Annotated in this window: 21 protein-coding genes; 14 read left to right on the forward strand and 7 right to left on the reverse strand. The window is 62.0% G+C overall.

Annotated features, from left to right (window positions below):
• Positions 1-554: 554 nt before the first annotated feature.
• Entirely contained in the window at positions 555-1,406 is an 852-nt protein-coding gene (gene panC, locus CHC01_RS07360; protein WP_089263720.1) for a pantoate--beta-alanine ligase, read from the reverse strand.
• 233 nt (positions 1,407-1,639) lie between these two features.
• On the opposite strand from panC, the gene CHC01_RS07365 reads away from it, so the two are divergent.
• The 6 genes from CHC01_RS07365 (at position 1,640) to CHC01_RS07390 (ending at position 5,986) form a co-directional block, all read left to right on the forward strand.
• Positions 1,640-2,563, forward strand: a complete 924-nt coding sequence (locus tag CHC01_RS07365; RefSeq protein WP_089263721.1) for a division plane positioning ATPase MipZ — start codon at positions 1,640-1,642, stop codon at positions 2,561-2,563.
• A 396-nt stretch (positions 2,564-2,959) separates the two neighbouring features.
• Complete coding sequence (locus tag CHC01_RS07370; protein WP_089263722.1) at positions 2,960-3,835, forward strand: alpha/beta fold hydrolase; 876 nt, start codon at positions 2,960-2,962, stop codon at positions 3,833-3,835.
• Between the two features lie 46 nt (positions 3,836-3,881).
• Positions 3,882-4,100, forward strand: a complete 219-nt coding sequence (locus CHC01_RS07375; protein ID WP_089263723.1) for a hypothetical protein — start codon at positions 3,882-3,884, stop codon at positions 4,098-4,100.
• An 11-nt stretch (positions 4,101-4,111) separates the two neighbouring features.
• The gene (locus tag CHC01_RS07380; RefSeq protein ID WP_089263724.1) at positions 4,112-4,405 is read left to right on the forward strand and encodes a type II toxin-antitoxin system RelE/ParE family toxin; all 294 of its coding nucleotides are present in this window, start codon (positions 4,112-4,114) and stop codon (positions 4,403-4,405) included.
• A gap of 81 nt (positions 4,406-4,486) precedes the next feature.
• Entirely contained in the window at positions 4,487-5,209 is a 723-nt protein-coding gene (locus CHC01_RS07385) for a vWA domain-containing protein (protein WP_089263725.1), read from the forward strand.
• Positions 5,210-5,260: 51 nt separating this feature from the next.
• Positions 5,261-5,986 (forward strand): DnaJ domain-containing protein, encoded by a 726-nt coding sequence (locus CHC01_RS07390; protein WP_089263726.1) that lies wholly within the window; start codon positions 5,261-5,263, stop codon positions 5,984-5,986.
• A 217-nt stretch (positions 5,987-6,203) separates the two neighbouring features.
• Here CHC01_RS07390 and CHC01_RS07395 read toward each other — a convergent pair whose 3' ends face one another.
• Positions 6,204-8,027, reverse strand: coding sequence for a D-alanyl-D-alanine carboxypeptidase (locus CHC01_RS07395; protein WP_089263727.1), 1,824 nt, complete (start codon positions 8,025-8,027; stop codon positions 6,204-6,206).
• A 399-nt stretch (positions 8,028-8,426) separates the two neighbouring features.
• On the opposite strand from CHC01_RS07395, the gene CHC01_RS07400 reads away from it, so the two are divergent.
• Positions 8,427-8,762 (forward strand): phasin family protein, encoded by a 336-nt coding sequence (locus tag CHC01_RS07400; RefSeq protein ID WP_068734393.1) that lies wholly within the window; start codon positions 8,427-8,429, stop codon positions 8,760-8,762.
• An 83-nt stretch (positions 8,763-8,845) separates the two neighbouring features.
• On the opposite strand, the gene CHC01_RS07405 is transcribed toward CHC01_RS07400, so the two are convergent.
• A complete protein-coding gene (locus CHC01_RS07405) occupies positions 8,846-10,186 on the reverse strand; it encodes a TadE/TadG family type IV pilus assembly protein (RefSeq protein WP_089263728.1) in 1,341 nt (446 codons plus the stop codon).
• Positions 10,187-10,707: 521 nt separating this feature from the next.
• On the opposite strand from CHC01_RS07405, the gene clpS reads away from it, so the two are divergent.
• A complete protein-coding gene (clpS, locus tag CHC01_RS07410; RefSeq protein ID WP_068734422.1) occupies positions 10,708-11,040 on the forward strand; it encodes an ATP-dependent Clp protease adapter ClpS in 333 nt (110 codons plus the stop codon).
• A 252-nt stretch (positions 11,041-11,292) separates the two neighbouring features.
• Positions 11,293-13,692 carry an ATP-dependent Clp protease ATP-binding subunit ClpA gene (gene clpA, locus CHC01_RS07415; RefSeq protein WP_089263729.1) on the forward strand — a complete coding sequence of 800 codons (2,400 nt, stop codon included), beginning with the start codon at positions 11,293-11,295 and terminating at the stop codon, positions 13,690-13,692.
• A gap of 212 nt (positions 13,693-13,904) precedes the next feature.
• On the opposite strand, the gene CHC01_RS07420 is transcribed toward clpA, so the two are convergent.
• Both CHC01_RS07420 and CHC01_RS07425 read right to left on the reverse strand, forming a co-directional pair.
• On the reverse strand, positions 13,905-14,255 hold the full coding sequence (locus CHC01_RS07420) for a PilZ domain-containing protein (RefSeq protein WP_089263730.1): 351 nt from the start codon (positions 14,253-14,255) through the stop codon (positions 13,905-13,907).
• A 145-nt stretch (positions 14,256-14,400) separates the two neighbouring features.
• Positions 14,401-15,336 (reverse strand): glycine/sarcosine/betaine reductase selenoprotein B family protein, encoded by a 936-nt coding sequence (locus CHC01_RS07425; RefSeq protein ID WP_089263731.1) that lies wholly within the window; start codon positions 15,334-15,336, stop codon positions 14,401-14,403.
• 90 nt (positions 15,337-15,426) lie between these two features.
• Between CHC01_RS07425 and CHC01_RS07430 the strand changes: the two genes are divergently transcribed.
• From CHC01_RS07430 to tsaA, 5 genes are all read left to right on the forward strand, one after another.
• Positions 15,427-16,398 (forward strand): lytic transglycosylase domain-containing protein, encoded by a 972-nt coding sequence (locus tag CHC01_RS07430; RefSeq protein WP_089263732.1) that lies wholly within the window; start codon positions 15,427-15,429, stop codon positions 16,396-16,398.
• Positions 16,399-16,489: 91 nt separating this feature from the next.
• The gene (locus CHC01_RS07435) at positions 16,490-17,224 is read left to right on the forward strand and encodes an AzlC family ABC transporter permease (RefSeq protein ID WP_176454522.1); all 735 of its coding nucleotides are present in this window, start codon (positions 16,490-16,492) and stop codon (positions 17,222-17,224) included.
• Positions 17,221-17,565 carry an AzlD domain-containing protein gene (locus CHC01_RS07440; RefSeq protein ID WP_089263734.1) on the forward strand — a complete coding sequence of 115 codons (345 nt, stop codon included), beginning with the start codon at positions 17,221-17,223 and terminating at the stop codon, positions 17,563-17,565. The genes CHC01_RS07435 and CHC01_RS07440 overlap by 4 nt, the downstream gene beginning before the upstream one ends.
• A 90-nt stretch (positions 17,566-17,655) precedes the next feature.
• Entirely contained in the window at positions 17,656-18,642 is a 987-nt protein-coding gene (locus CHC01_RS07445; RefSeq protein WP_089263735.1) for a Bug family tripartite tricarboxylate transporter substrate binding protein, read from the forward strand.
• 26 nt (positions 18,643-18,668) lie between these two features.
• Complete coding sequence (tsaA, locus tag CHC01_RS07450; protein WP_089263736.1) at positions 18,669-19,160, forward strand: tRNA (N6-threonylcarbamoyladenosine(37)-N6)-methyltransferase TrmO; 492 nt, start codon at positions 18,669-18,671, stop codon at positions 19,158-19,160.
• A 227-nt stretch (positions 19,161-19,387) separates the two neighbouring features.
• Here the strand turns inward: tsaA and CHC01_RS07455 are convergent, their stop codons facing one another.
• Positions 19,388-19,816 (reverse strand): HIT family protein, encoded by a 429-nt coding sequence (locus CHC01_RS07455; RefSeq protein ID WP_089263737.1) that lies wholly within the window; start codon positions 19,814-19,816, stop codon positions 19,388-19,390.
• 71 nt (positions 19,817-19,887) lie between these two features.
• Complete coding sequence (locus CHC01_RS07460) at positions 19,888-21,123, reverse strand: GNAT family N-acetyltransferase (protein WP_176454523.1); 1,236 nt, start codon at positions 21,121-21,123, stop codon at positions 19,888-19,890.
• Positions 21,124-21,218 lie beyond the last annotated feature (95 nt).

Genomic DNA, 21,218 nt, shown 5'->3' on the forward strand with positions numbered 1-21,218 from the left:
GCCTGCGGTGTTTTTTCGGTTGCTTGCACTTTGCCTCGACGAACGCTCCGATCGCGAATTAAAGTCCCAAGGCGATGGGAAGGGAGCCTCAAGCGACTGGGCCGAACGCGTTTCGATTTGGTCGTCCGTCACACTGTCCAGGGGTCTTTCCATCCCAAGGTCGGCCGTCTCCTTGCCAGTGGCAGTGCTGGCGCAGATCCGTCCTGCCCGAAGACAGACGTTCCCCGTGAACCGCGTGACGCCGCATCTCCGGCGTCCACCGCATCCCACCCCGCGAACGTGACGATCGCGATCGCCCCTCTCGGTGGGGCAGGACGGAGGGGAATATAAACCTGATGGAGATACTGTCAACGGCAGATAGGAAAAAATGTTTAGACACTGTCTTGCCGCCCCAAAACTGTCATTCCGGGGCGCGGCCGGCACTTGCCGGACGCGAACCCGGAATCTCAGCATGGGAGTCTCCAATCGTGCCAAACACATCGAGATTCCGGGTTCGCATTGCAGCGGCTTCGCCGCTTTCATGCGCCCCGGAATGACGAGTCAGGACGAAAGCCTCACACCCCGATATTGTCGATCAGCCGCGTCTTGCCGATCCTCGCGGCCACCAGCAGTCGCACCGGGCCGTCCTTCATCGAACTGACCGGCGCCAGTGACTCCGCGTGGCGCGCCTCGAAGTAGTCGAGTGCGAAGCCTGCCGCGGTGATCATCGCGGCGCCACCGGCCATGGCGGCTTCAAGGTCATCGCCCGCCTTCAGGCGCTTGGCGGTTTCTTTCATCGCGCGATACAGCACCGGCGCCGTGGCGCGGTCGTCCGGCGAGAGATAGACGTTGCGCGACGACATCGCGAGACCGTCGCGCTCGCGCACCGTGGTTGCGCCGGTCACCTTGACGCCGAGATCGAGATCCCGCGCCATGCGCGTCACGACCTTGAGCTGCTGGTAGTCCTTCTCGCCGAAGAACGCCATGTCCGGTCGCACCTGCGTGAACAGCTTGCCGACGACTGTCGCGACGCCGCCGAAGAAATGCGGGCGGAAGCGATCTTCGAGATCGGCGGTGGCCGGGCCTCCGGTCGTGATCTTCGTTGCGAAGCCTTCCGGATACATGACCTTAGCGTCGGGATTCCAGATCAGGTCGACGCCGGCTTCGGTGAGTTTGGCGACGTCGCTTTTCCAGGTGCGCGGATAGGAGCCGAAGTCCTCGGTCGGCGCGAATTGCGTTGGATTGACGAAAATCGACACCACGACCTTGCTGGTGCGGCGCTGGGCGAGGCGCACCAGCGAGACGTGGCCGTCATGCAGTGCGCCCATGGTCGGCACCAGGCCGATGGTCGCCTTGCGCGCGCGCAGGCCGTCGAGCGCCTTCCGGAGGGCGGGCAGGGTGCGGGCGACGATCGGGGTGCGGGGCATTGCGGCTCGTTCTTGTTGTTGGCTGCGGCGGGTGGGGCGTGCGCGCCCTGCTTATCAAAGCTCGCGGGATCACCCAAGCCTCACGATACCGGGCTGGCGGGTGTCCTGATGCCGCAACCGGCCGCCGGGATTCATGATTAAGCGCGGCTGATCGCCCGCACAGCAGGATGCCCCTGTATTTAGCTTGACCCTTGCCACGCCTCGCGATTTGAAGATGATCGAAGGATCGCGCGATGTTGATGCAAACCACCCAGGGACAGTCCGGCACGGCGCATGTGATCGTGCTCGGCAATGAGAAGGGCGGGTCGGGCAAATCGACCACTGCGCTTCATATTGCCGTGGCGCTGCTGAAGGCCGGTCAGCGCGTCGCCACCATCGATCTCGACAGTCGCCAGCAGAGCTTCACGCGCTATATCGCCAACCGCGCAGCCTGGGCGCAGAGCGCCGGACTTGCGCTGGAAGTGCCGACCCATAGCTGCGTCAAGCTCGGCGAGACGATGCAGATTGCCGACAACGAAGCCTTCGAACTCGATCAGTTCATGACCGCGGTAAGCGCGGTGGAGCGTACCCACCATTTCATCGTCATCGACACGCCTGGCAGCGATACCTATCTGATGCGTTTGGCGCATTCGATGGCCGATACGCTGGTGACGCCGATCAATGACAGCTTTCTCGACTTCGACGTGCTCGGCGCCGTCGATGCTACAAGCTACAAGGTGACCGGCGAGAGCCACTATTCGAAGATGGCGCGTGAGGCGCGGCGCAAACGCCGCCAGCACGATGGCTCCACCACGGATTGGATCGTGGTGCGCAACCGGCTCTCGGTGCTCGGCTCGCGCAACAAGATGCTGGTCGCCGGTGTCCTCGATCAACTCTCGCTGCAGCTTGGTTTCCGCGCCATCGACGGTCTCGCCGAGCGCGTGATGTATCGTGAGTTCTTCCCGCGTGGCCTGACGGCGCTCGACGATCTCAACGAAGCCACGCTCGGGCGTCGCCCGAGCATGGGCCATGTCACGGCGCGCGAGGAAGTCATCGAACTGCTGCGCAAGTTGAAGCTGCCGCTCGATGAGCGTGGCCGTCGCCGCGCCGCCAACCGCGCCGAGTGGTTTGCCCAGGTCGACAAGCCGCTGGACGTTCACGACATCCTTGGCAACTGAGTCGCGCTCACTGTGCAAAGCCAGTGCTGCCCGTTCGGCAGGCCATGAACGATCCCGCACTCAACTTCACGCTGATACCACAGGTATCATTTTCTTTTACCGGGGAACGAGTCACCCGTTCGACAGTTGATTTGTCGTTGAAAACAGGACGTTTTTGAAATTCCGATCCCTTGCGAAACTTGTTCAAAATCGCTCAATTCGACCGTGGCTTTCTTTAGCAACTGCACAAGAAACGGGTGCGGCGCACAATAACATGGCTCGGAATTCACAATATTTAGCCTTTCTGTCACCGGGCTGTGACATATATGCTGTTGAAGCAGCCGCTTGAGGCCATTCCGGCCCATAAGTGCTGTAGCCGGCTGAGACCTATCTCTAGCTGGCCGATCAGGGACGAACATGAAACGCGGACTTCTCATTCTGCTTTCGGTTTGCGTGCTGACCACCGCCGCGTATTTCACCGCGTCGAAGTGGGCCATTCGGCATGAGACGCTGACGTTCTTCGACGCGTCGCGTAATCGTCCTGTGCAGGTCGACATCGCCGTTCGCCGCGACAAGGAAATGCAGGCCAATGCCGGCATGATTACTCTGCCGGTCGCGGTCCTCAATCACGGTAACACCGTCAAGTTCACCGAATACTCGTTCCTCGCGAACGTGTTTGCGGCGCGCGGCTATATGGCCGTCAGCATCCAACACGATCTCGATACCGACGCTCCGCTCGTGACCAAGGTCGGCGAGCTCTATGTCGGCCGTCTGCCGGTCTATGAGCGCGGCGTTCAGAACATCAAATACGCGGTGAAGGAGCTGAAGAAGATTCAGCCGAACTCCGACTACGATCATCTCACGCTGGTCGGTCATTCCAACGGCGGCGACATCTCGATGTTCTACGCCAAGGAATTCCCGGATGACGTCAAGAAGGTCGTGACGCTGGATAATCTGCGCGTGCCGTTCATGACCGATGGCAAATTCAAGATCCTGTCGTTCCGTTCGCACGATACGGTGTTCAAGCCGGATCCCGGTGTCGTGCCGGATGACGAGATCTGCGAGAAGGCCGGTATCACGGTCGTCAACACCGGCGCGCAGCACACCGACATGAGCGATCGCGGTCCGGAAACCCTGAAGACCAAGATTCAGGGGCTGCTCGACAAGTTCCTAGACGACGACAGCAAGCTGTCGCCGGTCACCGGCAAGCCGAAGATCATCGAGCAGCCTGCGCAGCAGAGCAGTGCGACTGACCCGAACAAGATCGCGCAGTATACGCCAAGCGTGAATTGATCTGAATCCGGTCGCATGATGCGACGGGATTTGCTATAATTCGGCAATGTCCAAGCTTCTTGAAGAGACCATTGCGAAGGTGAGGGCGCTGTCTGCTTCCGAACAGGATGCGGCGGCATTTGCGTTGATCGACTACCTCGACCATCGCCAAGACGTGCAGCTGACAGACGCACAGCTCGCCGAAGTTCGACGCCGCCTTGCGGATCCTGACCGCGTGCTCATTTCCTACGAAGACGCGCGTAAACGCCTCGGCCTTCCGGTTTAGCTGAGCACAGGATGAAGATTGTCTTCGATGCGAAGGCGATCTCCGATCTCGAAAATATCCGGCAGTGGATCGCACGTGAAAACCCACTGATGGCGACCAAAGTACTTGAGCGATTGTTCAGCGGCGTCCGGAGTCTTGCCCTGTTTCCCGCAAGGGGACGAAACGGTCTGGAGCCGGGGACGCGCGAACTTGTTGTTCCCGGACTGCCGTACATCGTGGTCTACAAAATCTATGACGATGTGAATGAACTTGTCGTGGCGGCAGTGTTTCACACGTCTCAGGGGCGCAGCGAGGCCCAAGACTAAACAGCAATTGAGCTTGCCGAAACACCATTGACCGGATCGTGCCCGCTCGCCACATGAAGGTCGCATAGATCGCGAGCTTCAATGTCCCGAGACCCCACGATTCCCACGTCCAAGACCGATACGCTGACCCAACCGTCGGCGTCGGCCGACATCGCAGCATTTGTAGCAAAAGCGAAAGCCATGGCGCCGCATGCAGCGGGCGGGCGCGGGCGGCTGGTGTTTGCACTCGATGCCACCATGAGCCGGCAGCCGACCTGGGACATGGCCTGCACGCTGCAGGCCGACATGTTTCGCGAGGCGGCGTCGATCGGCAGTCTCGATATCCGTCTCGTCTATTTCCGTGGTCTCAGCGAGTGCCGCGCGACCGGCTGGATTTCGGACACCGCACAACTGGCGCGGCTGATGGGCAAGATCGCTTGCCAGGGCGGTCAGACCCAGATCGGTAAAGTGTTATCGGAGACGCGGCGCGAGGCGGTGGCCTCCGGCGTACGCGCGCTGGTGTTCGTGGGCGACGCCATGGAGGAGTCCGTTGACGAGCTCTGTGCACGAGCCGGCGAGCTCGGCCTGCTGAAAGTACCGGTCTTCATGTTCCAGGAAGGGCAAGACCCCGCAGCCGAACAGGCGTTTCGCGAGATTGCCCGGCTGACCGGTGGCGCATGGTGCCGGTTCGATCCGGGAGCTGCTGCGCAGCTCCGCGAATTGCTGCGCGCGGTAGCCGCCTATGCCGCGGGCGGACGGGAGGCATTGACGCGGCTGGCATCGTCGGCGCCGGGTGCGGCAAAGCTGCTCGGTCAGATGCGATAAACGGTCTGCAAAACCGTTTCGCGGATCGCGGCAACCGACTATCTATCCCTCATGCCTACTTTGATCGCCGGCGCGCTCGCCGTCTTCGTGCTCTACATGCTGCTGCAGATGTTCCGCTCGGCCAACCCGGCGCTGCTGGCGCGCGGCATCAAGCTGGCCGGCGGTGTGCTGGCGCTGGCCGTAGCGGCCTTCACCGGGATCAAGGGCGAACTGGCGGTGGCGATCCCGCTCGGAATCTTCGGGGCGGGCCTCTTGGGCTGGGCGCCGTTCGGCACCGCGGGCTTCAGCAGTATCGGCGGCATGTTTGGGGGCGGGACCAAATCGTCCGGCCAGACCTCACAGGTCCGCTCGGCGTTTCTCGACATGACCCTCGATCATGACAGCGGCCAGCTCAGCGGACGGATCGTCGCCGGCCCCTATGCCGGGCAGTCGCTCGATGCATTCGACCTGCCGCAACTGGCGGCGATGATGGCCGGCTTCGACGCGGAGAGCGTGGCGCTACTTGAAAGTTATCTTGACCGCCGGTTTCCCGCCTGGCGTCAGAACGCGCAGGGCGATACGGCAGGGCGGCACGACCGCCCGGCGTCGAGCAGTAAAATGACGGAAGAGGAGGCTTATCAGATCCTTGGCGTGAAGCCGAGTGCGACCCGCGACGAGATCAGCCGCGCGCACCGATCCCTCATGAAGAAACTGCATCCCGACCAGGGGGGCTCGACGTACCTGGCGGCCCGTGTCAACGAGGCCAAGGACACTCTGCTTCGCACGCATCGTAGCTAACTCCAGCACGCTTTTACGCTACAACTGCGAGCAGCTTCCGTTTCTCTGAGAACGCCCCGTCGCCCGCCGTTGCCCGGCGTGGTCGATCAATCCCCTGTCTGAATTTGTACCGGCTAAGTCTTGACGAGAAGTTGTCGCCACGGGGATTTATGGTGACCAAAAGCAAAATGGCCGGGACAATGTCCCGGCCATTTGCGTATCTGACGGTATCAGTCGATCAGTTCTTGATGGTGATGCAGGAGATCTCGGAACGCTTCAGCGTCTTGCAGACGGCTTCGGCTTTTTCGCGGTCAAGGCCGGCGAAGCGGGCACGGTAGAGTTTCCTGTCGCCCTTGCCGACGACGGCTTCAGTGAACGGGTCGGCCTTGCCCAAGAGGCCACGGGCCTGTTCACGCGCGGCGTCGAGGCGGATCCGTGCTTCGCTCTCGCTCTCGAGGGCACCGACCTGAATGATCCAGCCGGTGTGGATCGCGGCGGGTTTGATAGCGCCGCCCTGTTGTACCGTCTGCGGAGCGGGAGCCTGAGGAGCTGGCACGTTACGCGGGGCAGGGTCGGCATAGGCCATCTGGGTGCCGCTCTGAGCGGCGCCAGAGGCTGGAAGAACACCGAGAAGCCCGTTGCCGGTCCCGAAGCCCGCCGGCTGACGCGGCATCTCCGAGCGGGCATAGAGCGAATTGGTGGTCTCGGGCGAGCGGGCCGTGGGCTCGGAGCGCGCCGTGATGGCATTGGTGGCGGCGGGAGGGGCGGGCTGCTCGCCGCCGGCGGAGGCCAGCTTGTACTGACCGGACTTGACCTGAACGGTACGGACCCGAACCGGCTTCATCGGCTCTGACGAGCCTGGAATGGTCGAGATGGGCTCGGACTGGATGACGCCGCTGTTGAGCGGGCCGGGCTCGGGCTTGCGGGCCTGCGGCATCGGCGCTGCCGGGGGCAGCGCTGCGGTGGCGGCGGCGAAGACCGACGGGCGCGCCGCTGGCGCGGCGGGACGAGCCGGGAGCTCGGAGATCGGTTCAGCGGCGACCGGCGTTGCAGCAGCCACCTGGATGGCGCCGTTGACCTGTTTGGTGTCGGTGGGACGCGCCTGGGCCTCGGCTTCGGCGACCTCGGTTGCGGATTCGGATGGATTGCGCTCGGTGATCGCGGCCACGGTACGGCGGGTGGCACCCTTGTCCAGGTTCTCGGCAAGCAGGTTGCGCATGGCCGCGTCACGGGCGCCGCCGCTGCGGCCGCCGAGTACGACGCCGACCAGATGGCGGTTGCCGCGCTTCATCGACGAGACGAGGTTGAAGCCGGAGGCGCGGGTGTAGCCGGTCTTGATGCCGTCGACGCCTTCGACTGACCCGATCAGGCGGTTGTGGTTGCGGATGTTGCGGCCGCGATAGTTGAACGAGGCGGTGGCAAAGTAGCGGTAGTAGCGCGGGAAGCGATCCTGGATGGCGCGGCCGAGCACCGATTGGTCGCGTGCGGTGGTCACCTGCGCATCATCAGGGAGACCGGAGGCATTGCGATACACCGTGCGGCTCATGCCGAGCGCGCGCGCCTTCTTGGTCATCAGCTTGGCGAAATCGTCTTCATCGCCGGCAATGGCTTCGGCGATGACAACGGCGGCGTCGTTGGCGGAGCGGGTCACCAGGGCCTTGATGGCATCTTCGACGCGCAGCGTCTGACCAGGGCGCAGGCCCAGTTTGGTCGGAGCCTGCACGGACGCGTGCTGCGAGACGTCCATTTCGCTGTCCAGCGTGAGCTTGCCGGATTCCAGCTTCTCGAACAGCATGTACAGCGTCATGATCTTGGTCAGCGACGCCGGATGGCGCGAACCGTCGGGATTGTTGGACGAGAGAACCGCACCGGAATTGCCATCGACGATGATCGAGGAGAACGCGGGATTGTAGCTCGAGACGCGCGCGACGTGGCTTCGCGATTTATGTCGCCGGCGGGCATCCGCACTGTCAGTCGTAAAGATGACCGCGATGCTGAGAGTTGCCAGCCCAAGAGCGCACACCCGCAAGGTGCGCGACGAAGCAAACGTTGTGCGAAGCATGGACTTCCCCGTCAGATCAGTCTCATTCCCCGGATCGTGAGGCTAAATTATGCCCAACAACCGGGGATGTGTCTCAGTTTTAAGCGTCAGCCTGAGCGGTTCTCTCGGCGGGATGGCAGAAGCATACGCGGCCATTCTGGCTAAGAGTATGTACTCATGCAGTTTTTGGGCTTTTTGACCCCAACGCACCAATGCAAGAAATCAGGGTAGGTCCGGCGAGTTTCCAAAAGGTTAAGCAACCCTTGCCAGTTACCCGTGCATTTACTGCCAATGGTAAAAAATTGTGCATCGCACAGGATTCTTGACGGCATTGTGCACCGCACGATAGATGGGCAGGTCAGATCAGACCGGGGTCCACCCGGCCGCGGCTGACCCGTCCAATCCGGGAAAGGATTTGCAGTGATCAAGGTCGAAGACATCCAGCAGTACGGCAAGGAGCAGTTCGAGAGTGCAGTCGCATCGGCGGCCACGCTTCAGAACGGTGCACAGGCTATCGCTGTCGCGGTTGGCGACTACACCAAGAAGTCGTTCGAGGACGGCAATGCCTTCGTGACCAAACTGTCCGGCGTGCAGTCGCTCGACAAGGTGCTTGAAGTGCAGACCGAATACGCCAAGTCGGCTTATGAGTCTTTCGTGGCTGAATCGCACAAGATCAGCGAACTCTATGTCGATCTCGCCAAGCAGGCGTACAAGCCGTTCGAAGGCTTCGTCGCCAAGATGACCCCGGCGCGCTAAGCGATACGGTTTTGAAATCAAAACGCCCGGCCTGATGGCCGGGCGTTTTTGTTTGAGGGGCGCTCTGCATTTTAGCTGGCGTGTTACTTCGAGACGCGGAGCTTATTCAGAGAGTTGCCGATGGCGGTGAATGCGCTCGCAATGCCGCTGGCTGTGCTGGTCGGGTAGAAGGAGCCGCTGTCAGCGCAGTATTTGAGCACGGCCGATTCAGGGTCACCATCGGTATTGACCTGGATGGTGTAGATGACGGTCTGCTGCTTGCCATTCACCGGGGCCTTGATGTTTGCACATAGCAGCTTCTGGCGGTCATCGACGTCGGGCGAGTACGAACTGCCGTTGCCATACCAGCGATCGATGGTGTTCATGCCGTCCGACAACAGGATGATGGCGTCGGTGTATTTGTAGTTAGTGTCCTTGACCGGTGCGGGAAACGGATCGCTACCGATTTGCAAGGTGCGCCAGGCCCAGGCCATGCCGATCGGCTGGTTGGTGCCGCCATTTGGCGACAGGGCGTCGATCTTGTCTTTCAGCGTCTTAACATTGCTGGCACCATAGGCCGTTGTCATCCCCAGAATGGCTGCGGGGCATGCATTGTACTGGTTGGCTGGATAGCGTGCCGTGCCTGTCGGGGCTTCGTTGGTGGTGTCGTAAGGCTGATCACGGTCAGTGACGCAGCCATTCCAGCCGTTATGGCTCGCCGGTTGCCAGCTCCAATTGCCGTTTTTTGAAACCCAGTTTCCATTGGCGGTGTCCCAGTCATCCCATTTGAGCCAGGTCGCGTTCTTGTTCGATGCGCCGACATTGACCATCTGCGCGAACGGGATAATCGAAATATAGAGGTCCTCGGTCATGCGCGAATTGGCGCTCAGAGTATCGATCAGGCTCTTTGCGGCGTCCTGCATCGCCTTCATCTTGCCGTCGTCCTTCATCGATCCCGTGACGTCGAGCGCCATGGCGACGCGCATGCGCGTCGAGCCCCAGGTCGTGGTCGAGCCGCTGCTGATCCCCATCTGCGGGAAGCCGACCATCTTCATGAAATCGGTTGCAACGGCACCCGTGCCGTTGACCGTGACGGTGGAGCCATCCTTGGTATTGGTCGTGTAGCTCGCTGTCACCGTGATCTGACCGGCATTCGTATTGGTGTACAGCGCGTTGAAATAGGCGGTCGCCTTCGAGGTGACATCGGCTGCCGACATCGTCGGATTGGCGGACAGGTCCTTCGAGACCATCAAGGCTGCAGAGTCGAGCGCGACCTGCATCGCCGAGCGAGCGGCGTTGGTCCGGGAGTAGTCGACGGCGGCGCCCACGAAGCCGAGCAGGGGCACCAGAGCGACGGCGAAGGTCATCGCGATATTGCCGCCGTCGTGGCGCGCAAATCGGGATGCGAGGCGCTTTGCCTGGCTCGACACGGACTGAATAAACATTGTCACCGCCAATGGTAGGTTTCTGGCGGCCATGTCGACACCTGCGGCTAAACAGGTGGTAAAGGTGTCCTCAGAAAATAGGTAAAAGGCCGACTATTGGTGTGCCGCTGCGCCAGCGTCCGGTATTATCGTGAACGACGGTTAAATGGCTCGTTTGCTTATCCGGTCAAATCGAGCACGATCGGTTAACCCTGACCGGACCGGGGGCATCAGGCGGGGGCGCGGCGAGCCATTCCAGGTGCTTGCAGTGTGCTTGCGAGAACGGCCACAGGAACCCATATTGGCTCCATCGGTCCTGAAACGGACAGCGTCGCACCCATGCGGCGACCCGGGGCGCCTCTGTGCCCGAGGCGTCCGGCAGCACGTCGTGGCTGGGGACGCTGTCAATTCGGGGCTGGCCAATATCGGCTAGGGACTTTTATACAGGCGCTATGTTCCAGAAACCTTCGAAATTCATGCCTGACGGCATCCTGATGCCTGTGGCCGGCGCCCTCGACGATCGCCGCCGGCGGCCGCGTGGCATGGCAGAGGACGACAACCGGTCCAATGCGCCCGGTGGGCCGGCCACCTCGGTCATCACCAAGGTCAAACCCAAGACCAAGCGTCCCAACCTCTATCGCGTGCTGATCCTCAACGACGATTACACGCCGATGGAATTCGTCGTGCATGTGCTGGAAAAGTTCTTCCAGAAGGACGCCGAGGCGGCGACGCAGATCATGCTCCACGTTCATCATCACGGGATCGGGGAATGCGGCGTTTTCACCTATGAGATCGCCGAAACCAAAGTGACGCAGGTGATGGATTTTGCGCGCAAGCACCAGCACCCTTTGCAATGCGTGATGGAAAAGAAGTAGCCTCGTGTGAATTCCCGGAAACTGGGAACAGGTCTTGCATTGAACTGATGTGAGTCGAACGCGGTCGTTCGGCTGCGTCAACAGCGCATGTGACAATGCGCTGGAATGAACAGACGTGCTCTGCGGAGACGTCACAACAAGCAGCGGGAACCAGCCTTTCACCACGATCAGACATCACTATATGTGAGAAAGGTTCTTGTTGCCTGACCCGGCAACGACGATCATGATGGTGGGGGCCAACGAGGACGCGGAATGCCAACTTTTTCTCAAAGCCTTGAACAATCGCTGCATCGGGCGCTCTCGATTGCGAACGAGCGGCACCACCAATATGCGACGCTGGAGCATCTCCTGCTGTCGCTGGTGGATGACAGCGACGCAGCGGCAGTGATGCGGGCGTGCAGCGTCGATCTCGACAAGCTGCGCGGAAGCCTTGTCAATTATCTCGAAACCGAATTCGAAAACCTGGTGACGGATGGCGCAGATGACGCCAAGCCGACCGCCGGTTTCCAGCGCGTGATCCAGCGCGCCGTCATTCATGTGCAGTCGTCGGGTCGCGAAGAAGTGACCGGCGCCAATGTGCTGATCGCGATCTTCGCAGAGCGCGAAAGCCATGCCGCGTATTTCCTGCAGGAGCAGGACATGACGCGCTATGACGCAGTGAATTACATCAGCCACGGCATTGCCAAACGGCCGGGCGTTTCCGAGGCGCGGCCGGTGCGCGGCGTCGATGAAGAGACCGAGACCAAGAACGGCGACGATGCCAAGAAGAAGGGCGAGGCGCTCGATACCTATTGCGTCAACCTCAACAAGAAGGCGCGTGACGGCAAGATCGATCCGGTGATTGGGCGTACGGCCGAGATCAACCGTGCGATCCAGGTTCTGTGCCGTCGGCAGAAGAACAATCCGCTGTTCGTCGGCGAAGCCGGCGTCGGCAAGACGGCGATTGCTGAAGGTCTGGCCAAGCGCATCGTGGACAGCGACGTGCCGGAAGTGCTGTCGGCGGCCACCGTGTTCTCGCTGGACATGGGCACGCTGCTGGCCGGCACGCGCTATCGCGGTGACTTCGAGGAGCGCCTGAAGCAGGTGCTCAAGGAACTTGAGGCGCATCCGAATGCGATCCTGTTCATCGACGAAATCCACACGGTGATCGGCGCCGGCGCCACCTCGGGCGGCGCGATGGATGCCTCGAATCTGCTCAAGCCTGCGCTGGCTTCGGGTGCGATCCGCTGCATGGGCTCGACCACCTACAAGGAATATCGCCAGCACTTCGAGAAGGACCGCGCATTGGTGCGCCGGTTCCAGAAGATCGATGTCAACGAACCGACCGTTGAAGATGCGATCTCGATCCTGAAGGGCCTCAAGCCGTATTTCGAGGATTACCACAAGCTCAAATACACCAATGAAGCCATCGAGGCCGCGGTGCAGCTCTCGTCGCGCTACATCCACGACCGCAAACTGCCGGACAAGGCGATCGACGTGATCGACGAATCCGGTGCGGCGCAGATGCTGGTGGCCGAGAGCAAGCGCAAGAAGACAATCGGCATCAAGGAAATCGAGACCACGATCGCGACCATGGCGCGGATCCCGCCCAAGAGCGTGTCGAAGGACGATGCCGAGGTGCTGCGGCATCTTGAGTCGACTTTGAAGCGCGTCGTGTTCGGTCAGGACAAGGCGATCGAAGCCTTGGCGGCATCGATCAAGCTGGCGCGTGCCGGCTTGCGCGAGCCGGAGAAGCCGATTGGCAGCTACCTGTTCTCGGGCCCCACCGGCGTCGGCAAGACCGAAGTGGCGAAGCAGCTGGCGTCGTCGCTGGGTGTCGAGCTTATTCGGTTCGACATGTCCGAATATATGGAGCGGCACACCGTGTCGCGCCTGATCGGCGCGCCTCCCGGCTATGTTGGCTTCGATCAGGGCGGTCTGCTCACCGATGGCGTGGACCAGCATCCGCATTGCGTGGTGCTGCTCGACGAAATCGAGAAGGCGCATCCTGATCTGTACAACGTGCTGCTGCAGGTGATGGATCACGGCCGGCTGACCGACCATAACGGCAAGCAGGTCTCGTTCCGCAACGTGATCCTGATCATGACGACCAATGCCGGCGCCGCCGACATGGCGCGTGCGGCCTTCGGCTTCACGCGCGGCAAGCGGGAAGGCGAGGATCAGGAGGCGATCAACCGGCAGTTCGCGCCGGAATTCCGCAACCGCCTCGATGCAGTCGTGTCCTTCGCACATCTGAATTCGGATGTGATCGGCATGGTGGTGGAGAAGTTCGTGCTGCAGCTGGAAGCCCAGCTCGCAGACCGCGACGTCACCATCGAACTGTCCGATCCCGCCAAGGCCTGGCTGATCCAGCACGGCTATGACGAGCAGATGGGTGCGCGCCCGATGGGCCGCGTGATCCAGGAGCACATCAAGAAGCCGCTGGCCGACGAACTGCTGTTCGGCAAGCTCAAGAATGGCGGCCATGTCCGCGTCATCCTGAAGAAGGACGAAGCGGTACTCGGTGTCGAGCAGGAAAGCATCGGCTTCGAATTCGTCGATGGTCCGGTGACTCCGAAGCCGGAGAAGCTGCCGGCGAAGCGCGGCGCGGCGAAGAAGCCGAAGTCGGGCAAGGGTTCGGGTTCAGCCAAGGGGCCGCTGGAGAAGGCGTAAGCTCTCGCCCGTTTGAACAAATGAAAACGGCCGGTGAGAGATCACCGGCCGTTTTGTTTTGGGAGATACGCTCTCTGTCTTCATGGTGAGGAGGCGCCTCTTCGGCGCCGTCTCGAACCATGAATGCATATGCACCCATCCTTCGAGACGCGCGCAAGCGCGCTCCTCAGGATGAGGGCTGAGTTTGCGGTTTTGTTATTTGGCCAAACGCCTTACTGCCCCAGCAGTTTCTGAATCTGCTTTTGCAATTCGCGCTTTTTCTTCTCGCTCTTGCGCAGGCGCTCTTCGATGTCGGAGCTTTCCTTGCTCTCCTCAGGCGGATCGGTGAAGGCGACGCCGACGATGTTGTCGCGCCACCAGACGATCCTGGCGAGGAACGAACGGCCCTTGCGGGCAATGGCCAGCGTCATCTCATCCTTTGGCAGCCGCGCGCCGCTGCCAAATTCGATGCGGGCGCCGTCTTCGGAAATGTCGCGCACGACACATTCCTTGGCCTTCTGGTCCTTGGACGCGACGGCACCGTAGATCACCTTGTCCCTGACGTTCTTGCGCCGCTCGTCCATGTCCTGAGGCCTCCTGAGGTTACAGGCGGGGACTGTACGCAGTTCCATCCGGCGGGGAAGGCTCTCGCGCGGATTGAGCGGATTTAACGTAAACCAAAGTTAAGGGCGATCGCCGAAAGACGGGGTGATCGGCCTCAGGACGGGCTCAGGCCGCCGTCTCGCGCAATCCCCGGGCAATGTCCTTCTGCTTGTCGAATTCGGCCCGGCGGCGCGCCAGTTCCTCGGCGCTGAGCAGGGCAACATTGTTGTAGTCGCGCTTCCAGACGGCATCCCTGGCCCAGCGCTGCGGCGACTGCAGAGTGGTCTGCGGACCCACGGCGGATTCCAGCAGGCGCAGCGCCAATTCCAGGGTCTGCGCCTGCGAGGCCTTGTCATGCGGCTTGCCGGCGGAATTGCCGAGGGGGAAGTCGCTGAACAGGAAACGGGGCACGGCAGCGTGTTCGACAATGTCCTTGGCGCAGCCCGCTACCACAGTGGAGATGCCATTGGCCTCCAGCTCGCGGGCGACGAGACTGATGGTCTGGTGGCAGACCGGGCAGTTCGGCACCAGGACGGCGACATCGACACCATCGGCTTTGGCGCGCTTGACGATCTCCGGGGCGTCGGTCTCAAGGGTCACGCGATGGCTGCGATTGGTCGGTGCGCCATAGAACCGCGGCGCGACACTGCCGATGCGGCCGGATGCGGCGAGTTCACGCAGCGCGGGCAGTGGAAACCAGGTGCCGCTGTCGTCCGCCCTTGTGTGCACGCGATCATAGGCGATGTGCGAGATGCGCAGGTCATGATCGACCGACGTATCGCCGTCATAGACCTGATAGAATTTGGCGCCGCCGTTATAAAGCGCGCCCGGACCCTGGTCGCCCTTGGCGGGATCGAAGGGCGCTGCCGTGGTGACGATGGCGACGCGCGACTGCGCCAGCGGTTTCCTGAGCGGCTGGAACGGCGCGTCGATGTGATGGGCCCAGCGATAGGGAACGTCATAGCCGATCGCCTGATAATAGGCGCGGGTGCGGGCCATATACTGGATTGGAACATCGTCGTCGCTGGCAAAGCCGGATGTGTCGTCGCGCGCCTCGGCCATTGTTTGCACTCCCGCTTTTGCCGTCTTTCATTCATAGCTAGCTGCTGGGGTCCCGCTGTCAAGGCGCGGGGAATCCGCGCGGGATCAGGCATGGCGTTCGGAAGCATCATCGGCCGGATAATTTGCCTCGCGGCGCTGTTGCTTGCGCCGGTCGTGGGCGCGCGCGCCGGAGAGCTCCCGGTCAGCGAACTCGCGAAGCCCGGCGCGGACCGGATGTTGCCGATGGCGGCGCCGTCGAAGCCAAATCTGGCACGTGACAGTGACTCACGCGAGTCGATGTGTCTGATGATCGAGTCCGCAGCGCGGGCCAACGACCTGCCACTGGAATTCTTTGCCCGTGTGATCTGGCAGGAGAGCCGGTTTCAGCCCGATGCCGTGGGTCCCGTGACGCGCAATGGCCAGCGCGCGCAGGGCATCGCGCAATTCATGCCGGGCACGGCCAATGAGCGGCGTCTGCTCGATCCGTTCGATCCGGTGCAGGCGCTGCCGAAATCGGCAGAGTTTCTCAGCGAGCTGCGCAACCAGTTCGGCAATCTCGGCCTCGCGGCTGCGGCCTATAATGCAGGACTGCGCCGTGTGCAGGACTGGCTCGACGGCAAGGGATACATGCCCGGTGAGACCCGCAACTACGTCTCCGCGATCACCGGTGTGACGGTCGAGGACTGGCAGGCTGCAGGCCGCAACGGCAAGACGCCGCCGCGTGCCGCGACGTCGAGCTGCCGCGAATTGATGGCACTGCTGCAGCGCGCGCCCAATCCCTTCGTCACGCAACTGGAAGCGCGCGTGAAGCTCGGCGAAGCACGGCCATGGGGTGTGCAACTGGCGGCAGGCTTCAATCGTGATCGTGCTTTGATGTCCTATGCACGCGTGATGCTGCGCTTGCGCACGGTGGTCGGCGAACGCGATCCCAACCTGCTGAGTTCGCTGTTCCGAAGCCGCGGCACGCGAACCTTCTACCAGGTGAGGATCGGGACCGACACGCGTGACGAGGCCAACGATCTCTGCGGCAAGATTCGCCGGGCCGGGCAAGGCTGTCTGGTGCTGCGCAATGGCAGAGCGTGACTGCTGGCACCCCATGCATTGGCGCCTCTTGACGCCGGCGGCTTTCGGCAGCCTATGACAGGCCGGATCAACCAAGAAGAAACAAACCCACGTGTCGCTGCCTGCACTGGATTCACCGAGATGGCAGGGCAGTGCGGCGGCCTTCCTTTACGGCATGCGGTCGGTCACCACGACCATCCTGACGCTGGTACTGTTCGCGACCTATATCGGCATCGGCGCGCTGGCCCATGACACGCATTTCAGCCTGTTCTGGGCGCTCGCCAGCACATTGTTCGTCTGGGCCGGCCCCGCACAGATTATTCTTCTCGTCGCGCTCGGCTCTGGCGCCACGGTCATTCAGGCGGCGCTCGCGGTCACCGTGAGTGCGATCCGTTTGTTTCCCATGGTGGTGTCGGTGCTGCCGATGCTGCGCATGCCGGAGACCAAAAAGCGGCAACTGATCCTGCCGTCGCATTTCATCGCAGTGACGCTGTGGGTGGAATGCTTCCGGTTAATGCCGCTGGTCCCACGCGAGCGACGCATCGCCTTCGTCAACGGTCTCGGCCTCGGACTCGTCTTGTCGTCGCTGACCGCGACGTTCATCGGCTATCATCTCGCAGCCAATCTGCCGCCGCTGTTCGGCGCGGCGATCCTGTTGCTGACGCCGCTGGCATTTCTGCTATCGACGGCGCGCAACTGCAAGCAGCTCGCCGATGTCGTGGCGCTCGTGCTCGGTCTCGCGCTGTTTCCTGTCGTGTCGCTCTTCAACACCGGTGTCGACATTCTGATATCAGGCGTCTCGGCCGGGACGATCGCCTATGGCGTACATCGCTGGAGGCGGCGATGAGCGACTTCATCGGCGACTGGCACGCGCTCCTTGTGCTGCTGCTGGCGGGTTTCCTGCCCAATGAAGTCTGGCGCATGCTCGGCCTGTGGCTCGGCGGCGGCGGCGACGAAGAGTCCGAAATATTGGTCTGGGTGAGGGCGGTGGCCACCGCGATCCTCGCCGGCGTCATCGCGCAAATCCTGGTCGTGCCGCCCGGTGCACTCGCGAGCGTTCCGCCGCCGTTGCGCTATGGCGCGGTCGCTGTCGGCCTCGTCGTCTTCGTCGCTTTCCGGCGCTCGATCTTTCTCGGCGTCGCATGCGGGGAGCTTGTAATGGTCACCGGCAAATACATCCTCGGTTGATAGACGACAGCGTCAGGCTGTAGCGGCCTTGTATGACCGCGTGAACGCGATAGTCTCCGCTCAACTTAAAAATAGGGGTTGGGAGCCGATATGAGATTGCGCGCAAGTTCTGCCTTGATAACCGGCATCGTTATCGCTGCGCTGGGTTTTGCCGCGCCGCTCGCCCGTGCGGCGGAATATCCGACGCGTACGATCAAGCTCGTGGTGCCTTATGCAGCCGGCGGGCCGACCGACGTGCTCGCGCGTCTCGTGGCGGATTATCTTGGCCGCGACCTCAAGCAAGCGACGATCGTCGAGAACAAGCCGGGCGCGCAGGGCGCCATCGCCGCCGAAATGGTGACGCGTGCAGAGCCCGATGGCTACACGCTGTTTGTCACGGCCGCGTCCATCATGGTGCTCAATCCGCTGCTCTACAAAAAGCTGTCCTACGATCCGCAGAAAGATCTGCGGATGCTGACGGTGGTGACCGATCTGCCCGTCGTGATGGAAGTGCATCCGTCCGTGCCGGCCAAGACGGTGAAGGAATTCGTGGCCTACGCGAAGGCCAATCCGGGCAAGCTGAATTTCGGCTCGGCCGGCACCGGCGGCACGATTCACCTGGCTGGCGAGATGTTCAAGCAGATCGCCGGCGTCGAGATGACCCATGTGCCGTACAAGGGTGCGGGACCGGCACTGACCGATCTCCTCTCCGGCAATATCCAGGTGATGTTCGATACGCTCTCCACCGCGCTGCCGCCGGTGAAGGCCGGGTTGCTGCGGCCGCTCGGCGTCAGTTCGAAAGAACGCAGTCCCGATCTGCCTGACGTGCCGACCGTCATCGAGAGCGGATATCCGGATTATCAGGTCGGCGTCTGGTTCGGTCTGGCGGGATCGTCGAAATTGCCGGATGATGTCGTGAAGACCGTGATGGCCAGCATGGATCGCGCCCTGAACGACAATACATTCCGCGCATCGCTGGAAAAGATCGGCTTCCCGGTGCTGCGACCGAAGACGGTCAAGGAGATCAACGAATTCGTTGACGAAGACCGGGCACGGTGGTCGAAGGTGATCAAGGCGCAGAACATCTCGCTGGATTGATCGGCAGGATGCAAGAACGGTGACCAATGGTTCGTGAAAGTGAAATCCGCGCCGGCGAACTCGCCGTCGATGCACCGAAGCCGAACCATGCGGGTCTCGTCTATATCGGGCGCATCCGCACGCCCTGGACGTCGCGGCTGGAAACGCCGCGGCAGGGCCGCCATGACGGCCCGGTGTGCCGGCTCGAGATCTTCGAGCCATGGGTGCCGGGGCTGAAGGACCTCGATCTCTACAAGCATCTCGAAGTGATCTACTGGTTGCACCTGTCGCGCCGCGACCTGGTGCTGCAGAGCCCCAAGAACGACGGCAATGCGCGTGGCATTTTCTCGCTGCGGACGCCGGTGCGACCGAACCCGCTCGGCACATCCATGGTGAAGCTGGTGGGGATCGAAGGAGCGACCGTGCTGGTGCGCGGGCTCGATTGCCTCGACGAGACGCCGTTGCTGGACGTGAAGCCTGATCGCTGCGAGTTCACACCGCTGGCCCCGCCGCAGCCGGGCGACTTTCAGACGGAGTAGGGGACTTAACCTCTCCCCGCTCTTTGCGGGGAGAGGTCGCCGCGTCTTCGCGGCGGGTGAGGGGCTGTGCACGACGTTGACGCGAGTAAACGCTCTCGGGTCGGTAATTTGAAGCCGCAGGCAGCGATCCGATAGATCACTATTGCGATTGGCTGTGTGCCTTGCCCCTCACCCCACCCCTCTCCCCGCGCAGAGCGGGGAGAGGGAGCGCACGGCCGGTGCGTAGCCTACAGCGCCGCCAATGCCGCGATCAGTTTCGTCGCGTTGTCCTCCAGCACTTTCGGGTCTTCCTTGCGCGATGCCGGCGGCAGCAGGCCGACATTGTCGTGGCGCGGCATCACATGCATGTGCAGGTGAAACACCACCTGGCCGCCGGCCGCTTCCGAATATTGCGCGACGGTCATGCCGTCGGCCTTGAAGGCCTGTTTGCAGGCAGCGGCGATCTTGTGGGCGGCGCGGATCACATGGGCGTAGTCGTCAGGCGTGATGTCGAAGATGTTGCGCGCGGGCGCCTTGGGGATCACCAGCGTATGGCCGGGGGAGCGCGGCATGATGTCCAGGAACGCCAGCACGTGGTCGTTCTCATAGACCTTGTAGCAGGGGAATTCGCCGCGCAGGATCTTGGCGAAGATGTTGTTGGGGTCATACGCGGTCATGGAATCCTCCGGAGAATTTCGGCGCAAATTTGGGCGACTGTCGCCGCCAGAGGGGAGCCGGTCAAGACGGCTTAATCCTGCTCGTCGCCCTTCCTGAACGGGCCGGCTTCGGTCAATTCGCGGACAGCCTCCGCGACATATTCGCGCTCGCGCTGAAGATATTCGCCGACGGCCTGACGCAGTCCGCGATCGGCGATGTAATGCGCCGAATAGGTGGTCTGTGGCAGATAGCCCCGTGCGATCTTGTGTTCGCCCTGGGCGCCGGCCTCAACGGTCTTCAACCCGCGGCGAATGGCGAAGTCGATGGCCTGATAGTAGCAGACCTCGAAATGCAGGAACGGGTGATGCTCGATGGCGCCCCAGTGGCGGCCGAACAGTGTGTCCGAACCAATGAAGTTGATGGCGCCGGCGATCCACTTGCCGTCGCGCCTGGCCATGATCAGCGCAACATCGTTGCTCATGCTCTCGGCGATCAGCGCATAAAACTCGCGTGTCAGATAGGGCCGCCCCCATTTGCGCGAGCCGGTCTCCATGTAGAAGGCGAAGAACGCGTCCCACGCATCCTCGGTGATCTCGCTGCCGGTGAGGGGATGGATGGTGATGCCATTGGCCAGCGCATCGCGGCGCTCGCGCTTGATCGCCTTGCGATGGCGCGAATTCAGGGTTGCCAGGAAATCGTCGAAGGTGCTGTAGCCGTCATTGCGGAAATGAAACTGCTGGTCGGTCCGCTGCAGAAAGCCGCGCGCGGCGAGAAATTGCCATTCGCTCTCACGCGCGAAAGTGACATGGACAGACGATGCGTCGGTGGCCTCACAGAGACCAACGAGCCCTCCGGCCAGCGCCGCACCGACGCGTTCCACATCGACGCCGTCGCGGATCAGTAGGCGGGGACCGGTGGCGGGCGTGAACGGAACCGAGGCCTGCAGCTTCGGGTAATATTGCCCGCCGGCGCGCTCATAGGCATCGGCCCAGCCGCGGTCAAACACGTATTCGCCCTGCGAGTGCGATTTCAGATAACAGGGCACGACACCGACGATGCGGCCATCACTCTTGGCGATCAGATGGCGCGGTCCCCAGCCGGTGCGGGCGCAGGCCGAATTCGACTTCTCGACGGCCGTGAAAAAGGCATGGGACACGAACGGGTTGTAATTGGCTTTCGAGGCGCAACCATTGGCCGCTGGGGCCAGCGTATCGAGGCTCTCAATGCCACCGAGATCGGCATGACCGGTGGCGCAGGCATCCCAATCCGTGGCCGGAATCTGGCTGATGGACGCCACTGCTTCGAGCGTAATTTCCGATGACGTCATCAATCACTTGAACCGGTCATATGCGATCAACCGTCGCGGTGACCGCTCCTAAGATTGTGCATCGCGCCGGACACTTCAAGTCCCGGCCGCAACGC

It is taken from the genome of Tardiphaga sp. OK246 (assembly GCF_900188215.1).
Lineage (GTDB): Bacteria > Pseudomonadota > Alphaproteobacteria > Rhizobiales > Xanthobacteraceae > Tardiphaga > Tardiphaga robiniae.

Bases quoted from the DNA above. Each gene is read 5' to 3' on its own strand.
- CHC01_RS07425 (WP_089263731.1), bottom strand. From the start codon at position 15,336: ATGGCCGAGGCGCGCGACGACACATCCGGCTTTGCCAGCGACGACGAT.
- CHC01_RS07380 (WP_089263724.1), top strand. From the start codon at position 4,112: ATGAAGATTGTCTTCGATGCGAAGGCGATCTCCGATCTCGAAAATATC.
- CHC01_RS07375 (WP_089263723.1), top strand. From the start codon at position 3,882: ATGTCCAAGCTTCTTGAAGAGACCATTGCGAAGGTGAGGGCGCTGTCT.
- clpA (WP_089263729.1), top strand. From the start codon at position 11,293: ATGCCAACTTTTTCTCAAAGCCTTGAACAATCGCTGCATCGGGCGCTC.
- tsaA (WP_089263736.1), top strand. From the start codon at position 18,669: ATGGTTCGTGAAAGTGAAATCCGCGCCGGCGAACTCGCCGTCGATGCA.
- CHC01_RS07460 (WP_176454523.1), bottom strand. From the start codon at position 21,123: ATGACGTCATCGGAAATTACGCTCGAAGCAGTGGCGTCCATCAGCCAG.
- CHC01_RS07365 (WP_089263721.1), top strand. From the start codon at position 1,640: ATGTTGATGCAAACCACCCAGGGACAGTCCGGCACGGCGCATGTGATC.
- CHC01_RS07385 (WP_089263725.1), top strand. From the start codon at position 4,487: ATGTCCCGAGACCCCACGATTCCCACGTCCAAGACCGATACGCTGACC.
- CHC01_RS07455 (WP_089263737.1), bottom strand. From the start codon at position 19,816: ATGACCGCGTATGACCCCAACAACATCTTCGCCAAGATCCTGCGCGGC.
- clpS (WP_068734422.1), top strand. From the start codon at position 10,708: ATGGCAGAGGACGACAACCGGTCCAATGCGCCCGGTGGGCCGGCCACC.
- CHC01_RS07405 (WP_089263728.1), bottom strand. From the start codon at position 10,186: ATGTTTATTCAGTCCGTGTCGAGCCAGGCAAAGCGCCTCGCATCCCGA.
- CHC01_RS07430 (WP_089263732.1), top strand. From the start codon at position 15,427: ATGGCGTTCGGAAGCATCATCGGCCGGATAATTTGCCTCGCGGCGCTG.
- CHC01_RS07395 (WP_089263727.1), bottom strand. From the start codon at position 8,027: ATGCTTCGCACAACGTTTGCTTCGTCGCGCACCTTGCGGGTGTGCGCT.
- panC (WP_089263720.1), bottom strand. From the start codon at position 1,406: ATGCCCCGCACCCCGATCGTCGCCCGCACCCTGCCCGCCCTCCGGAAG.
- CHC01_RS07445 (WP_089263735.1), top strand. From the start codon at position 17,656: ATGAGATTGCGCGCAAGTTCTGCCTTGATAACCGGCATCGTTATCGCT.
- CHC01_RS07440 (WP_089263734.1), top strand. From the start codon at position 17,221: ATGAGCGACTTCATCGGCGACTGGCACGCGCTCCTTGTGCTGCTGCTG.
- CHC01_RS07420 (WP_089263730.1), bottom strand. From the start codon at position 14,255: ATGGACGAGCGGCGCAAGAACGTCAGGGACAAGGTGATCTACGGTGCC.
- CHC01_RS07370 (WP_089263722.1), top strand. From the start codon at position 2,960: ATGAAACGCGGACTTCTCATTCTGCTTTCGGTTTGCGTGCTGACCACC.
- CHC01_RS07390 (WP_089263726.1), top strand. From the start codon at position 5,261: ATGCCTACTTTGATCGCCGGCGCGCTCGCCGTCTTCGTGCTCTACATG.